We start from the raw sequence: 14,187 nt of genomic DNA, 5'->3' as shown, positions 1-14,187 counted from the left end.
GAAGGCTAGGCGAAACGGCGCTTGCCGACAGGCTCGATGGGATACATCGAGTGCACCTCGAACGGCGCGCCGGTTTCGCGTTCGACGAAGATGGCCAGATGATCGATCTCCAGCGGCTCGGACAGTACATGGCTGAAGTGCCTGTCCAGCGCCGCATGGAGGCGCGGCCTGTCGTCCGGCTCCACATGGCCTGTCAGCGTCATATGGAAGCGGAAGTCGTCGAAGACGTAAGGGTAGCCCCAGTTCTGCAGGTTGCGCAGTTGAGAGGTCGATAGACGTTCGGGATCCCGCCGCTGGAATTCCTTCTCGGTCAGCGGCGCGCGAAGCTTGTCGAAAACCGCGACCACCCTGCCGGCAAACTCGGCGAGCACACTGTTCGGTTCCTCGGGCACGATCGCGAAGAAACCGCCGAGCCGCGCGACCGCGACACGGTCGATCGTCACCGGTTCGACATCCTCGGCAAATGTCCGCACGGCCGCGGACAGGTCGGCCTCGGTGTAACCGTCGGCGAGCCGGAACGGCGCTTTCAGCGTGCCATGGAACCCGTAGCGGCGCGGAACAGCGGTGAAATAGGCCAGTTCACCCAGCGCGAGGCCCGTCCGCTCCGCATGCGGCAGCGTCAGCCCGGAAAACGCATCGCGCCCGAGCCAGCTCGACGCGGCGCGCGTCAGCGGGTGATCCCTTGGTGGCGTAAAGTAGATGGCGTAGCGCATGGCTGCGAATCAGGCTCCTGAACCGGTTCGATCCTGCTACGCCAACCTTGTGACAACCATGCGAAATTTCGCGGGCTTATTTATCCGGCGTAATATTCGGGCCGAAATCGCCTGTCAGACCGCTTCCGTTTCGTATTCGAGCAATTCGGGCCGCTCTCCGTCGGCAAGCCTTTCATTGATGTCATCGACGATTCCGACAAGATCGGCCACCGAGCCGATGACATAGTCGGCACCGGCATCGGTCAGCCGCTTGGCGGCGGCATTGGCGAGATCGAGCCTTTCGCGGGCCGGGAGCGCCGCGAACGCCTCCTCCGCCATTCCCATCTCGTTGCCCGTCTCGCTGATTCCGACGGTCCAGGCACCGGCTGCCTTGCCTTCCATCAGCCCGGGTATCGTATCGTCGACCTTGATGATCGCGGATGCGGGATAGACGCCGAGCGAAACCATGGCTTGATACATCGCCAGCGGCGAAGGGCGCGACTCCGAAACATCGTCCGCGCAAACGACCACATCCGCCTCGAAGCCCTGCGCCCGCGCGACCGAGATGACCGGCTCCATGATGTCGCGCGAATAACCGGTAGTGCTGCCGATCGCGATGCCGCGTTCGCGCAACGTCCGGCAGACCTTGGGAACGCCGCTGATCAGCTTGCCGCGTTCGCTGGCGATATGACGGTTCAGCGTTCGGAACCGCTCGTGCAGCCCTTCAGCGTCGCTTTCCTGGAATTCCGCGCCGCCGCGGACATCGGCCCAGGCGCGCGCGACGCGCGGCTTCGCGCCGATTGCGCGGATATGGTCGAGCTTGCCGAGCCCCATGTCGGCGCGAACGTCCTCGACCGTTATCGCGATACCGGATTCCTCGAAGACCCGCTGCAAGGCGAGCACCGGCGCCAGCGAGCCGAAATCGACCAGCGTCCCGGCCCAATCGAAGATCACAGCCTTTACATGCATGATGACCGACCGCCTGCCCCACTTCGGTTGCGCCTATTCTACCGCCGCAGATGACATTCATACGACAGTGGAAAACCATCGGCGAACCAGACTGAAAACACGAGCGAAATGGCCACGCGACAAAGCACTTCGACACAAATCCGTCATCGCGCGCCGGGCATTCTTGCCAAGCCGGGTCGGCCATGCTGTATCGCGCCAACGAACCGTCTCGACCAGCGAGCAGGAACATGACCCGTATCGTCTCCATTGGCGAAAGCATGATCGAACTGTCCGGCCGCGAAGGCACGACATGGCGGCAGGGCTTCGCCGGCGACACGCTCAACACGCTGTGGTATCTGCGCGCTCTCTCCCCGCAATCGGCGGAGACCGACTATGTGTCCGCCTTCGGCGACGACCCCTTCTCGCGCGAACAGATCGCCTTTCTGCGTCATTACGGCATTGGCATCGCCAACAGCCCGGTCATCCCGGGGCGCGTTCCGGGCCTCTACGCCATCACGCTGGATGCGCATGGCGAACGCTCCTTCACCTACTGGCGCGAAAGCGCCGCCGCCCGCTGTCTCGCCGACGATCGAGACAAGCTTACGGAGAGTCTCCATGGCGCAGGCCTGATCTATTTTTCCGGGATAACGCTCGCGATCCTCGCCGAACGCGCCCGCGACGATCTCCTTTCGATCATCGAGTCCGCCCGGTCGCGCGTTTCGGTCGTCGCTTTCGACCCCAACTACCGGCCGCGACTGTGGGCCGATATCGGCGCGGCCAGAACGGCGATCAATGCCGGCTATGCGGTCTCGTCCATCGTTCTGCCGACCTTTGACGACGAACAGGCCCTGTTTGGCGATGCGTCACCCGGCGAAACGGTCGAACGAATTCGCCATCAGGGTCCGGGCGAGATCGTCGTCAAGTCGGGTGGAGACGCCGCGCTCGTCGCGGTCGATCTCAGGACCGAGCCGGTTGCGCCGCCGCGATCCGTCGAACCCCTCGACACGACGGGTGCTGGTGACAGCTTCAACGGCGCCTATCTCGCCGCGCGGCTGGCCGGGCGCGACGCAAGCGAGGCCGCGCTTTTCGGACACACGGTCGCAGCGAAGGTGATCCGCCACTACGGCGCCCTGATGCCGATGGATTCGCTCGCCGAGTTACGCTTCTAGCGTTTCGAGAACCTGTAGACGCTCGCCTGCTCGCGGATTTCACCCGGCCGCAGAACGGCGCTCGGATAGTCCGGCCGGTTCGGTGCATCCGGCCATTTCTGCGTTTCGAGACACATGCCGGCATGATTGCCGTAAATACGCCCGCCGAGACCGGGGACGGTCATTTGCATGGACGGGGCGGTGAACCATTGCAGGCCCGGTTCCGCAGTCGTGACGGTCATGGAAACGCCAGAGCGCGGCGCGTACAACTCGGCCACCTGCCGCACCCTGCCCTCCGCGCCATTCAGACAGAAATTGTGATCGTAGTCGGCGGCGGCTCCATAAGCATCAACGCGCTTCATGTCGCGAAAATCAAACCGTGTCTCCTCGACCGGCATCGGCGCACCGAGCGGAATGAGGGTTTCATCCACAGGCAGATAGCGGTCTGCATCGATCGCGATCTCGTGGCCGGTGACGGGGCCGGCGCCCCCATCCTCCAGGTTAAAATAGCTGTGATGCGCCATCGCACAAACCGTCGGCGCTTCGGTCTCGGCGGTAAGCGTCACGCGCAACTCGCCTTCCCCGGCCAGTTCGTAGCGGCAGCGCGCCGTCACCGCACCCGGAAAGCCCATATCGCCATCCGTGCTGTCGAGACGCAGGACCACATGGCTTCGCCCGTGGTCCTCGATTGTCCACAGCCGCTCGGAAAAACCACGCGACCCGCCATGCAGGCAATGACCGTGGTCGTTCGAGTCGAGCCGGTATTCCGCGCCGTCGAGCGTGAACCGCGCTCCGGCGATCCGGTTGGCGAAGCGCCCAGCGGTCGCGCCGAAATAGGGAGAATGGGTCTCGTAGTCCTCGATTCGGTCGAATCCGAGCACGAGAGGCGCGTCATGACCGTCGAGAAAAAGGCTCTGGATCGCCGCACCCCGCGTCATGACCTGCGCGGTCAGGCCACCCCCCGCAAGCGCAACCCGATGCACCGGTTCGCCACTCGCCAGACTTCCCCAGACTTCCACCAAAACCCGTCCTCCGACTCATCTTCGCCTTGTCTACGACGAGCTGCGACGCGAAACCACATTCATTTTCGCCTCAGGGTTGCAAGTGTCGGCGACTACGGCCTTTTCCTTGGCGCTCAAACACGCTAGAGAGCGCCGAGAACGAATGACACGGCGCCACTTCCTCCCCGGCCGGGCGCCTGCAAGCGAAGGACCCTACAGTGTCAACCACATTCGACAAAGTCGCCGACATCATCGCAGACACGAGCGAAATCGAACGCGAGTCGATCACCCCGGAAAGCCACACGATCGACGATCTCGGCATCGACAGCCTCGATTTCCTCGATATCGTCTTCGCCATCGACAAGGAATTCGGCATCAAGATTCCGCTCGAACAGTGGACCCAGGATGTCAATGACGGCAAGGTTGCGACCGAAGAGTATTTCGTCCTGAAGAACCTTTGCGCCAAGATCGACGAACTCGTGGCCGCCAAGGCCGCCTGACGCCCCGTTTCCCGCGAGAAGCAACCGATGTCCAGCCCAGACGACGTCGTCATCACAGGCATTGGCCTGCTTACCTCGCTTGGCGAGGGGGCGGACGCCAATTGGGAGGCGCTATGCGCGTTCGACGCCCCGACGATCGATAGCGAGCGTTTCGCGCCCTATGCCGTCCATCCGGTCCCCGAGGTCGACTGGTCTCGGCAGATCGCCAAGCGTGGCGATCAGCGCCAGATGGAAGCCTGGCAGCGCATCGGCACATACACCGCCGGCCTCGCGCTGGAGGATGCCGGAATCAAGGGCAACGAAGCGCTTTGCGCCACGATGGACCTCGTGGTCGCCGCAGGCGGTGGCGAACGCGATGTGGATGTCGATACGATCATCCTTGGCCGGATCGCGGCCGGAGAGACGGACACAGGCACCATCATCAACGAGGTGCTGACCAGTGAACTGCGTCCGACGCTTTTCCTGGCCCAGCTATCCAACCTGCTCGCGGGCAACATCTCCATCGTCCACAAGGTCACGGGGTCCTCGCGCACCTTCATGGGCGAGGAAGGCTCGGGCATCTCCGCCATCCAGTCCGCCGCGGCGCGCATACGCTCGGGTCAGAGCACGCATCTGCTTGTCGGCGGCGCCTACAACACCGAACATCCCGACATGCTGCTCAGCTACGAACTCGGCCGCTACTTGATGCGTGATCCATGGCGTCCGGTATGGCAGCGCGCGCGGAGCGAAGGCGGCGGCGTCGTGACGGGGTCCGGTGGCGCCTTCCTGACGCTGGAAAGCCGCGCCCATGCGCAAGCACGCGGCGCGCGGATCTATGCCGCGATAGGAAATGTCGCGGCCGATCTCGGGCCGACGGATTCGGCGGAAACCCGCAAGCGGCTGGACAGGCTCGCCGGAGAGATCGCAATCGCCGACACCGACATGATCGTTTCCGCCGCCTCCGGCAGCCACGCACGCACTGCCGACGAGAAAGCCTTTCTTTCGGAAAGCCTGCCGGACACCCCGGTACGCGGCGTATCGACGGCGACGGGCCATCTGTGCGAGGCGCAATTTCCGCTCGCCGTCGCGCTTGCCGCCCTGTCGCTCTCGAAGGGCGAGGCAATTCCCGTTCTCGACGACAGTTTCGAAGCGAAGACAAGCGACGCGCCGAAATCGATCGGCGTGGTCACGGTCGGTTTCGATGCGGCCGAAGGCATGGCGATTGTGACCAAAGCCGACGGAGCCGGCGCATGACCAGAACACTCGATCATGCCGGACGGCCAATCGTCGCGATAACCGGCGCGGGCGTCGTCTCGCCGCTCGGGGCGGGCAAGGACGAAAACTGGGCGAAACTGACAGACGGCCAATCCGGCATTCACGCCATCAGCCGGTTCCCGACCGAACATCTTCGCACCAAGATCGCCGGGACGGTCGATTTCATGACCCCGCCTGAGGCCGGTTCGACGGCGCTGACTTATGCCCTCGCCGAGGCAGCCGTACTCGAGGCGATCGGGGAATCGGGGCTTTCCGCCGACGATTTCGGCGGCCCGCTGTTTCTGGCCGCACCACCCGTCGAACTGGAATGGCGGCAGCGCCTTGCGCTCGACAGCGAAGGCGCCAAAGCCGGTGACAGCGAAGCCGGTTACGACCGCATGCTTCTGGCCGCTCGGACCGGCGTGCACGAGGAATTCTTCCGCTCCGGTCAATTCGGCACTGTTGCGGGTCGGCTGCAACGCCGCATCGGCTCACGCGGCCTGCCGATCACCCTGTCGACCGCCTGCGCCTCCGGCGCGACGGCGATACAGCTCGGTGCGGAGGCGATTCGCCGCGGCGAGGCCGACCGCGTCGTATCCGTCGGCACCGACGGCTCGGTGACCGCCGAGGCACTCATCCGCTTCTCGCTCCTCTCCGCCCTATCGACCCAGAACGACGTGCCGGAAAAGGCCTCCAAACCGTTCTCGAAAGATCGCGACGGCTTCGTCATGGCCGAGGGCGCAGGCGCTTTCGTGATGGAATCGCTGGAAAGCGCAAAAGCGCGCGGCGCCACGATTCTCGGCATCCTGGAAGGGTGCGGCGAATGGGCCGACGACTTCCATCGCACCCGTTCCAAGCCGGACGGGTCGCCGGCCATCGCCGCCGTGCGCGCCGCACTCGACGATGCCGGGGTCGCGACCGACGATATCGACTACATCAACGCCCATGGCACCTCGACGCCGGAAAACGACAAGATGGAAAGTCTGTCGCTGTCGACGGTCTTCGGCGACGCAATGGCGTCGATCCCGATCTCTTCCAACAAGTCGATGATCGGACACACCCTGACGGCCGCCGGCGCGATCGAGGCGGTGTTCTCGCTGATGACCATCCGCACGGGCACGCTTCCGCCGACCATCAACCACCTCAATCCCGATCCGGCGATCGAACTCGACGTGGTGCCGAACGCGAAGCGGGAGGCGAAGGTCGGGCGTGTCCTGTCGAATTCCTTCGGTTTCGGCGGCCAGAACACCTGCCTTGTCATAGCGGCTGAACCCGCTTAAGCCACCGCCATCAAAAGGCTCGGGAAGGAACTGCCATGCGGGCATTGCAGCTCGTGGAAGATCGCAAGCTTGTCGAAGCGGATTTGCCGCCGCCGCCGCCACCCGGCATCGGCGAGGTCACCGTGCGGATATCCAAGGTCGCGCTCAATCACATCGACGTTTGGGGCTGGCGTGGCATGGCCTTCGCCAAGCGCAAGATGCCGCTCGTCATTGGCGCGGAAGCGTCGGGCTATGTCGATACGATCGGCCATGGCGTGGCCGGTCTGAAACCGGGCCAGCTCGTCTCGATCTTCGGCGCCCACACCTGCGGCCTGTGCGGCCCCTGCACGGAAGGGCGCGACAATCTGTGCGAGAATGTCGCGGGCGTGCACGGCTTCCATCTCGACGGGTTCGCCCAGGAGATGATCAACCTGCCGGCGCGCAACCTCGTCCCCGCCCCGCCCGGCGTCGATGAGACCGGTGCCGCGCTCGCGCCGATCACGTTCGGCACGGTCGAGCATATGCTTTTTGACAATGCGGCGCTTCAGCCCGGCGAAACCGTCCTGGTGCATGCCGGCGGTTCGGGAATCGGCACGGCGGCGATCCAGCTTGCCAGGAAGATGGGTTGCACTGTCATTACGACCGTCGGATCGGACGCCAAGATCGAGCCGGCGAAAGCGCTCGGCGCCGACCACGTGATCAACTATCGCGAAGACCGGTTCGAGGGCGTCGTCCGCAAGCTGACGAAGAAGAAGGGCGTCGATGTCGTCTTCGAACATGTCGGCGCGGATACCTGGGCCGGCTCCATGCTGTCGCTGAAGCGCGGCGGCCGACTGGTCACCTGCGGCTCGACCTCCGGCGTTTCGACGCAGATGAACCTGATGATGCTCTTTCAGCAACAGTTCCGCATCATCGGGTCATTCGGCTGCCGCATGGAGAACATGGCGAACGCCATGCAGAAGATGGCGCGCGGCATCGTCCATCCCGTTGTCGATACCGAGGTCGATTTCGACGGCATAGCGGCTGCGCTGGCGCGAATGGAAACCCGAGACGTCTTCGGAAAGATCGTCCTCAAGGTCGGATAGCGGAGTGCCGATGAGGAAATCCGTTCTAGGCGCGCTGAAGGTTGTTGCCCGCGTCCGGTACTGGCTGGTCGCGCAACTGGTATTCGCCCTGCTCGCCATCGCACGGCTTCTGCCGGCGCGCCAGGCCATCATGGTCGGTGCAGAGCTCGGCCAACTCCTCGGCCCGATCAGCGGCCGCCACGGATTGGTACTGGAAAACCTGCGCCTGGCCTTTCCCGAAAAGAGCGAAGCCGAGATCCGGGATATTGCGCGCAAATCGTGGCGCAGTCTTTTCCGGCTCGGCGCGGAATACGCCTATCTGGAATCCCTGATCGACTACGATCCGGAACAACCGGGGGAAGGCCTGATCGAGGTCAAGGGAGAGGAGATCTTCAGGCGCCTTCACGACCGCAACGAATCCTGCATCTTCTTCTCCGCCCATACCGGAAACTTCGAATTGCTGACGGTCTGTGCGGCGACCTACGGCCTGGATGTCACGGCGTTGTTCCGCCCGCCCAACAATCCCTACGTCGCCAAACGCCTCCTCGCGGCGCGTCGGACGGCCATGGGACATCTCGTCCCCTCGAAGGCAGGTGCTGCCTGGGGGTTGGCGCGCGCGCTCGACAAGGGCGGCAGCGTGGGCGTGCTGGTCGATCAGAAATTCGATCGCGGCGTCCCGGGCACGTTTTTTGGCCGCCCCGTGAAAACCAATCCGCTGCTCCCGAAACTGGCGCGCCAATACGACGTGCCCGTTTATCCGGCCCGGTGCGTCCGCCTCCCCGGAGGTCGTTTTCGTGTCGAGCTCGAGGAAGCGATCGAACTGCCACGCAATGAGCAGGGGGAGATCGATATCAACGCCTCTGCCCAGTTGCTTAACGATATCGTCGAACGCTGGGTGCGCGAATATCCGGACCAGTGGCTGTGGGCGCACCGTCGATGGGCCATCCGGGAAGCATCACGATCGAGATCGACGGGCAAGAAAAAGGCCGGCTGAACAGCCGGCCTCGTCTGTGACATTCGTCAATCCGCTCAGTGCGTGATGACGACGCGCATGTTGCGTGGGCCAACCTGCTTGGTCAGCTGGTAGAGCTTGCGGGCATTGCCGGTATCCAGACGAATGCAGCCATGCGATGCTGGCCTGCCGAGCGCTTTCACCGCATTCGTGCCGTGGATGGCATATCCGCCATAGAAAAAGATCGAATAAGGCATCGGCGACATGTTGTATTTACGCGAGTGCCACATCTTGTGCATGCGCGTCGGGCTCCACTTGCCCGTCGGCGTGCGGTAGCCTTTGCGCGCGGTGCTGACCCGCCAGTTGTAAAGCGTCCGCCCGTCCTTCTTGACAGTCATGGTTTGCCTGGAAATATCGACATGCGCGACGAGGCGGTTCGCCAGACTGGCAGTTGCCCCCGACACGACGACTGCGGCCGCAAGGACCACGCTCGCGAGAAAACGTTTCACTCGACTTACTCCTATACTCCGAAGACTGCCGCCCCTGTAGCGAACACTAGCCTTCCTTTACCCCTCGGTCAAAATAACATCGGGATTGTAACAAAGGGTTACTTCGGGGACATCAGCGATTGTGCGGATGTCCCGCGCGGTGTGATCTTGCCCTGCGGCGAATTCTGGTCATCAATGAGTCCCATGAAACCGATGCTGGAATCGATCGCGAGCCGTGAAGACGAACTCGTCTCGCTGACCCGAGACCTGATCCGTTTTCCGACAGTCAATCCGCCCGGCGAAGCCTATACGCCCTGCGCGGAATATCTCGGCGCACGGCTGTCAAAGTCGGGTTTCGAGATCGAATATGTGCGCGGCGAAGGCGAGCCGGGCGATACGGACCGCTATCCGCGCACCAATATCATCGCGCGCCGCGCGGGCAAACGCCCCGGACCCTGCGTCCATTTCAATTCGCATATCGACGTGGTCGAGGCGGGCGACGGCTGGGCGGTGGATCCGTTCGAGGGCGTCGTGCGCGATGGCCGTGTCTATGGGCGGGGCGCATGCGACATGAAGGGCGGGCTCGCCGCCTCGGTCATCGCCGTCGAGGCATTCATCGAGCAATATCCCGATTATGCCGGCGCCATCGAGATATCCGGCACGGTCGACGAGGAATCCGGCGGCTTCGGTGGCGTCGCCCACCTCGCGCGAAAGGGCTATTTCTCGAAACCCCGCGTCGACCACGTCATCATTCCGGAACCGCTCAACAAGGATCGCGTCTGCCTCGGCCATCGCGGCGTTTGGTGGGCGGAGATCGAAACAAAGGGCGAGATCGCCCATGGCTCCATGCCGTTCCTCGGCGACTGCGCCGTCCGGCACATGGGCGCCCTGCTCGCCGCCTTCGAGGAAAAGCTGTTTCCCGCCCTCGACGCCAAGCAGACCCGCATGCCCGTCGTTCCGGAAGGCGCGCGCCGCTCGACGATGAACATCAACGCCATTCATGGCGGCCAGACCGACGACTACACCGGCCTGCCCTCCCCCAACGTTCCGGATTCCTGCCGCCTGACAATCGACCGCCGTTTCCTGCTCGAGGAGGCGATCTCCGAGGTCAAGGGAGAGGTTCTCGCCATTTTGGACGACCTGAAGGCGACACGGCCGAACTTCGACTACACGATCAGCGACATCATGGAGGTGATGCCGCTCATGACCGAGAAGGATGCGCCTGTGGCGACGGCCGTCGCGCACGGCATCCAGACGATCTTCGACCGCGAGCCGGACTACGTCATTTCGCCCGGCACCTACGATCAGAAGCACATCGCCCGGCTCGGCCATCTTTACGATTGCGTCGCCTACGGGCCCGGCATTCTCGACCTCGCGCACAGGCCCGACGAATGGGTCGGCATCGCCGACATGGTGCAATCGGCGCAGGTCATGGCGCTGGCGCTCGAGGAGCTTCTCGGATTGGCTTCAGAATAGTCCAATAGAAGGAAAAATCCGTAACATATCAGTTGCTTGGCCTGCCGCTTCTTGCGCAAAAGTCAGCGACCGAATAGACAAAGCCGACTCCAGTCCAACGAAAGCAATGCTTTGTCGGCTACTCGCGAAGCCTCATCCATAACCGTCCCCGGCCTACGCGCGCGAAAGGGCGGCGAGCCCATCGTCTGCACGACGGCATACACGACGCCGATGGCGGAAATCGCGGACCGGCACTGCGATCTTGTCCTTGTGGGTGACAGCGTCGGCATGGTCCTTCACGGGCTCCAGTCCACGACTGAAGTGACCCTCGAAATGATGATCATGCACGGCAAGGCCGCGCGCCGGGGCGTGAAGCAGGCGCTCCTGGTCATCGACATGCCGTTCGGCAGCTACGAAGAGACACCCGAGCAGGCTTTCCGCAACGCATCGACCATCATTCGCGAAACCGGCGCGGACGCGGTGAAGCTGGAGGGCGGGGTTCACATGGCGGAGACAATCGCGTTTCTGGTCCACCGGGGCATTCCGGTCATGGCCCATGTCGGCCTCACGCCGCAATCCGTCAAAGTCTTCGGAGGATACCGGCCCCAGGGACAGGGCGAGGATTCCCGGCGCGTTCTCGAGGACGCTATCGCTGTCACGCGAGCTGGCGCGTTTTCCATCGTGTTGGAGAAGATACCGGCAAGCCTCGCCGACGAGATCACCGGGGCGATCGACATTCCGACGATCGGAATCGGCGCGTCAGCCGGATGCGACGGCCAGGTCCTCGTAATCGACGACCTGCTCGGAATGTTCACGGCATTCAAGCCGAAATTCGTCAAGCGTTACGCGACTTTGGGTGAAGCGGCGGACACGGCGCTTGCGGCATATGCAAGAGAGGTGCGTGACCGTAGCTTCCCGGCGCCCGAGCACGTGTTTCCCGACAAGACATCGCCCGCTGGAGACCACGACACGTGAAGCCCGAGATCGTCCGCAGCCGCGCGGATCTGCGCGCGCAAGCCACTGCATGGCGCAAGGACGGCCTCCGGATCGGAGCAGTTCCGACCATGGGCGCGCTGCATGAGGGGCATCTGAGCCTGGTTCGCCGTGCAGCCGCCGAGTGCGACAAGGTCATCGTCACGCTGTTCGTCAATCCGAAACAGTTCAACGACCAGAACGACCTCCAGAAGTACCCACGCACCGAGGAAGACGACCGCACGCTCCTGGAAGAAATCGGGCCGGATATCCTTTACGCGCCGGACGTCAAAGAGATCTATCCCGCAGGTTTCGCAACGACGATCTCGGTCTCCGGGATCACCGATTCCCTGTGCGGCAGCTTTCGACCCGGTCATTTCGACGGCGTCGCGACCGTCGTCTGCAAACTGTTCCTGCAAACGGGCGCGGATTGCGCCTATTTCGGCGAAAAGGACTACCAGCAGCTTCAGGTCGTGCGCCGCATGGCATCCGACCTGGACATTCCGATCGATGTAATCGGCTGTCCAACGATCCGCGAGGCGGATGGTCTCGCCATGTCCTCGCGAAATCGCCTTCTGTCGCCCGAGGGACGCGAAAAGGCCGTCGCGCTGCCACGCGCGCTCGTCCAGACGGCCGAGGCGATCTCCCGGGGAGCGAACCCGCAGGATTCAATCGAGGCCGCAATAGGATTGCTGGAAACATCCGGCTTCGCATCCATCGAATATCTGGAACTGCGCGGCGCGGACGACCTCGCCCCGATCACGACGCTGGACCGCCCCGCGCGGCTTCTTGCCGCCGCAAAAATGGACGATGTCCGACTGATCGACAACGTGCCGGTGTTGCCCGGAACGTAACCATTTCGGCTTTCCGTCGGACCGACAGACAGTACCGGGTTCCGGCAAGGCGACCGCGACGGCACATTCGATTGCTGACAAGCCGCTCGTGTCCTGTATAAATCCGGAAGCGATACTCGGGAGGTTCGTACATGACAGCCAAGACCACTACCCTTCTCGCCGGTGCGGCGCTTGCGCTCGCACTCACGACATCGGCCTTTGCCGCACGCACGGACCTGACGCTGGCGATCCAGCTGGAACCGCCGCATCTCGACCCGACGGCGGGCGCGGCCGGCGCGATCGACGACATCGTCTACCAGAACATTTTCCAGGGCCTGACGCGCATCGGCCCCGACGGAGCGGCTCTGCCCTCGCTCGCCGAAAGCTGGACCGTGTCCGATGACGGCCTGACCTACACATTCACGCTCCAGGACGGCGTCACCTTCCATGACGGCACCGCGCTCGACGCCGGTGACGTGGTCTTCACGCTCGACCGCGCCCGTGCGGACGACTCGACCAATGCGCAGAAGGCGCTGTTCTCGGCCATCGACTCGGTCGAGGCCGTCGACGATCTGACAGTCAAGGTGACGCTGAGCCAGCCGCAGGGATCGTTCCTCTACAATCTGGGCTGGGGCGACGCGGTGATCGTCGCGCCGGAATCGGCCAAGACCAACAAGGAAAAACCGGTCGGCACCGGTCCATTCAAATTCGAGACCTGGGCACAGGGATCGTCCGCGACACTGGTCAAAAACCCGGACTACTGGGGTGAAGCGGTGGCGCTCGACAAGGTCACCTATCGCTTCATCTCCGACCCGGCAGCCGCCACGGCGGCGCTGCTTGCCGGCGACATCCAGGCCTTCCCGTCCTTCCCCGCACCGGAGGCGGTCGTGCAGTTCGAGGGCGATCCGCGCTTCGCTGTCGTCATAGGCTCCACCGAGGGAGAAACGGTCCTCTCGACGAACAATGGTAAGGAACCCTTCGACAAGCTGGAAGTCCGTCAGGCCATCGCGCATGCGCTCGACCGCCAGGCGATCATCGACGGCGCGATGTTCGGTTTCGGCACGCCGATCGGCACGCATTTCGCGCCGCATAACCCGGCCTATGTCGAACTCGTCGAAACCTACCGCTACAATCCGGAAAAATCGAAGGAGCTGCTTGCCGCGGCCGGCTATCCGGACGGTTTCAAGGCGACGCTGAAATTGCCGCCGCCGGCCTATGCGCGGCGCGGCGGCGAGATCATCGCCGCCCAGTTGCGCGATGTCGGCATCGATCTGGAGATCATCCCTGTCGAATGGGCCCAGTGGCTCGACCAGGTTTTCAAGGGCAAGGACTATGACCTGTCCATCGTCTCGCATACCGAGCCGAACGACATCGGCATCTATGCCCGCGACGACTATTATTTCGACTACCACTCCGACGCGTTCAACGCCGTGATGGCCGAGCTCGACGCCACCTCGGACGAGGATGCGCGCTATGCGCTCCTGCGGAAGGCGCAGGAAATCATCGCCAATGACGCGGTCAACGGCTTCCTGTTCGAGCTTCCAAAGATCGGCATCTGGGACGCCAAGCTGGAAGGTCTGTGGCACAATGCGCCCTTGCAGGCCAACGACCTGTCCGCCGTCCACTGGACCGAATAGGACAG

14 protein-coding genes are annotated in these 14,187 nt (G+C 63.4%); 10 read left to right on the top strand and 4 right to left on the bottom strand.

What is annotated here, in order from left to right:
- Nucleotides 1-5 precede the first annotated feature (5 nt).
- Nucleotides 6-713, bottom strand: coding sequence for a DUF1045 domain-containing protein (locus ACQK2M_RS11085; RefSeq protein ID WP_425417860.1), 708 nt, complete (start codon nucleotides 711-713; stop codon nucleotides 6-8).
- 114 nt (nucleotides 714-827) lie between these two features.
- Nucleotides 828-1,661, bottom strand: a complete 834-nt coding sequence (gene phnX, locus ACQK2M_RS11080; RefSeq protein WP_425417859.1) for a phosphonoacetaldehyde hydrolase — start codon at nucleotides 1,659-1,661, stop codon at nucleotides 828-830.
- Between the two features lie 227 nt (nucleotides 1,662-1,888).
- Here phnX and ACQK2M_RS11075 point away from each other — a divergent pair, with 227 nt between their 5' ends.
- A complete protein-coding gene (locus ACQK2M_RS11075; RefSeq protein WP_425417858.1) occupies nucleotides 1,889-2,809 on the top strand; it encodes a sugar kinase in 921 nt (306 codons plus the stop codon).
- Here ACQK2M_RS11075 and ACQK2M_RS11070 read toward each other — a convergent pair.
- Nucleotides 2,806-3,807, bottom strand: a complete 1,002-nt coding sequence (locus ACQK2M_RS11070) for an aldose epimerase family protein (RefSeq protein WP_425417857.1) — start codon at nucleotides 3,805-3,807, stop codon at nucleotides 2,806-2,808. The genes ACQK2M_RS11075 and ACQK2M_RS11070 overlap by 4 nt on opposite strands.
- 200 nt (nucleotides 3,808-4,007) lie before the next feature.
- On the opposite strand from ACQK2M_RS11070, the gene ACQK2M_RS11065 reads away from it, so the two are divergent.
- Genes ACQK2M_RS11065 through ACQK2M_RS11045 form a run of 5 tightly spaced genes read left to right on the top strand, consistent with a single transcriptional unit; the run spans nucleotide 4,008 to nucleotide 8,839 of the window.
- Complete coding sequence (locus ACQK2M_RS11065; RefSeq protein ID WP_223475404.1) at nucleotides 4,008-4,289, top strand: acyl carrier protein; 282 nt, start codon at nucleotides 4,008-4,010, stop codon at nucleotides 4,287-4,289.
- A gap of 27 nt (nucleotides 4,290-4,316) precedes the next feature.
- Nucleotides 4,317-5,522: a beta-ketoacyl-ACP synthase gene (locus ACQK2M_RS11060; protein ID WP_425417856.1), complete on the top strand. Its 1,206-nt coding sequence runs from the start codon at nucleotides 4,317-4,319 to the stop codon at nucleotides 5,520-5,522.
- Nucleotides 5,519-6,802, top strand: a complete 1,284-nt coding sequence (locus ACQK2M_RS11055) for a beta-ketoacyl-ACP synthase (RefSeq protein WP_425417855.1) — start codon at nucleotides 5,519-5,521, stop codon at nucleotides 6,800-6,802. Before ACQK2M_RS11060 ends, ACQK2M_RS11055 begins: the two co-directional genes overlap by 4 nt.
- Nucleotides 6,803-6,837: 35 nt before the next feature.
- Nucleotides 6,838-7,866: a zinc-binding dehydrogenase gene (locus tag ACQK2M_RS11050; RefSeq protein ID WP_425417854.1), complete on the top strand. Its 1,029-nt coding sequence runs from the start codon at nucleotides 6,838-6,840 to the stop codon at nucleotides 7,864-7,866.
- 10 nt (nucleotides 7,867-7,876) lie between these two features.
- On the top strand, nucleotides 7,877-8,839 hold the full coding sequence (locus ACQK2M_RS11045) for a lipid A biosynthesis lauroyl acyltransferase (RefSeq protein WP_425417853.1): 963 nt from the start codon (nucleotides 7,877-7,879) through the stop codon (nucleotides 8,837-8,839).
- Nucleotides 8,840-8,874: 35 nt separating this feature from the next.
- Here ACQK2M_RS11045 and ACQK2M_RS11040 read toward each other — a convergent pair whose 3' ends face one another.
- On the bottom strand, nucleotides 8,875-9,306 hold the full coding sequence (locus tag ACQK2M_RS11040; RefSeq protein ID WP_425417852.1) for a L,D-transpeptidase: 432 nt from the start codon (nucleotides 9,304-9,306) through the stop codon (nucleotides 8,875-8,877).
- A gap of 183 nt (nucleotides 9,307-9,489) precedes the next feature.
- On the opposite strand from ACQK2M_RS11040, the gene ACQK2M_RS11035 reads away from it, so the two are divergent.
- The 4 genes from ACQK2M_RS11035 (at nucleotide 9,490) to ACQK2M_RS11020 (ending at nucleotide 14,182) form a co-directional block, all read left to right on the top strand.
- Complete coding sequence (locus ACQK2M_RS11035) at nucleotides 9,490-10,761, top strand: acetylornithine deacetylase/succinyl-diaminopimelate desuccinylase family protein (RefSeq protein ID WP_425420022.1); 1,272 nt, start codon at nucleotides 9,490-9,492, stop codon at nucleotides 10,759-10,761.
- Between the two features lie 111 nt (nucleotides 10,762-10,872).
- Nucleotides 10,873-11,715, top strand: coding sequence for a 3-methyl-2-oxobutanoate hydroxymethyltransferase (gene panB / locus ACQK2M_RS11030; protein ID WP_425417851.1), 843 nt, complete (start codon nucleotides 10,873-10,875; stop codon nucleotides 11,713-11,715).
- Nucleotides 11,712-12,566: a pantoate--beta-alanine ligase gene (panC, locus tag ACQK2M_RS11025; protein ID WP_425417850.1), complete on the top strand. Its 855-nt coding sequence runs from the start codon at nucleotides 11,712-11,714 to the stop codon at nucleotides 12,564-12,566. Before panB ends, panC begins: the two co-directional genes overlap by 4 nt.
- A gap of 131 nt (nucleotides 12,567-12,697) precedes the next feature.
- On the top strand, nucleotides 12,698-14,182 hold the full coding sequence (locus tag ACQK2M_RS11020) for an ABC transporter substrate-binding protein (protein WP_425417849.1): 1,485 nt from the start codon (nucleotides 12,698-12,700) through the stop codon (nucleotides 14,180-14,182).
- Nucleotides 14,183-14,187 lie beyond the last annotated feature (5 nt).

The sequence above is a fragment of the Oricola indica genome (genome assembly GCF_965227485.1).
GTDB classification, from domain to species: domain Bacteria; phylum Pseudomonadota; class Alphaproteobacteria; order Rhizobiales; family Rhizobiaceae; genus Oricola; species Oricola indica.
Note: the sequence above shows the minus strand (reverse complement) of the source record. Positions and strands in the feature narration are given on the sequence as shown.

Bases quoted from the DNA above. Each gene is read 5' to 3' on its own strand.
- ACQK2M_RS11045 (WP_425417853.1), top strand. From the start codon at position 7,877: ATGAGGAAATCCGTTCTAGGCGCGCTGAAGGTTGTTGCCCGCGTCCGG.
- ACQK2M_RS11035 (WP_425420022.1), top strand. From the start codon at position 9,490: ATGAAACCGATGCTGGAATCGATCGCGAGCCGTGAAGACGAACTCGTC.
- ACQK2M_RS11075 (WP_425417858.1), top strand. From the start codon at position 1,889: ATGACCCGTATCGTCTCCATTGGCGAAAGCATGATCGAACTGTCCGGC.
- phnX (WP_425417859.1), bottom strand. From the start codon at position 1,661: ATGCATGTAAAGGCTGTGATCTTCGATTGGGCCGGGACGCTGGTCGAT.
- ACQK2M_RS11060 (WP_425417856.1), top strand. From the start codon at position 4,317: ATGTCCAGCCCAGACGACGTCGTCATCACAGGCATTGGCCTGCTTACC.
- ACQK2M_RS11055 (WP_425417855.1), top strand. From the start codon at position 5,519: ATGACCAGAACACTCGATCATGCCGGACGGCCAATCGTCGCGATAACC.
- ACQK2M_RS11085 (WP_425417860.1), bottom strand. From the start codon at position 713: ATGCGCTACGCCATCTACTTTACGCCACCAAGGGATCACCCGCTGACG.
- ACQK2M_RS11020 (WP_425417849.1), top strand. From the start codon at position 12,698: ATGACAGCCAAGACCACTACCCTTCTCGCCGGTGCGGCGCTTGCGCTC.
- ACQK2M_RS11050 (WP_425417854.1), top strand. From the start codon at position 6,838: ATGCGGGCATTGCAGCTCGTGGAAGATCGCAAGCTTGTCGAAGCGGAT.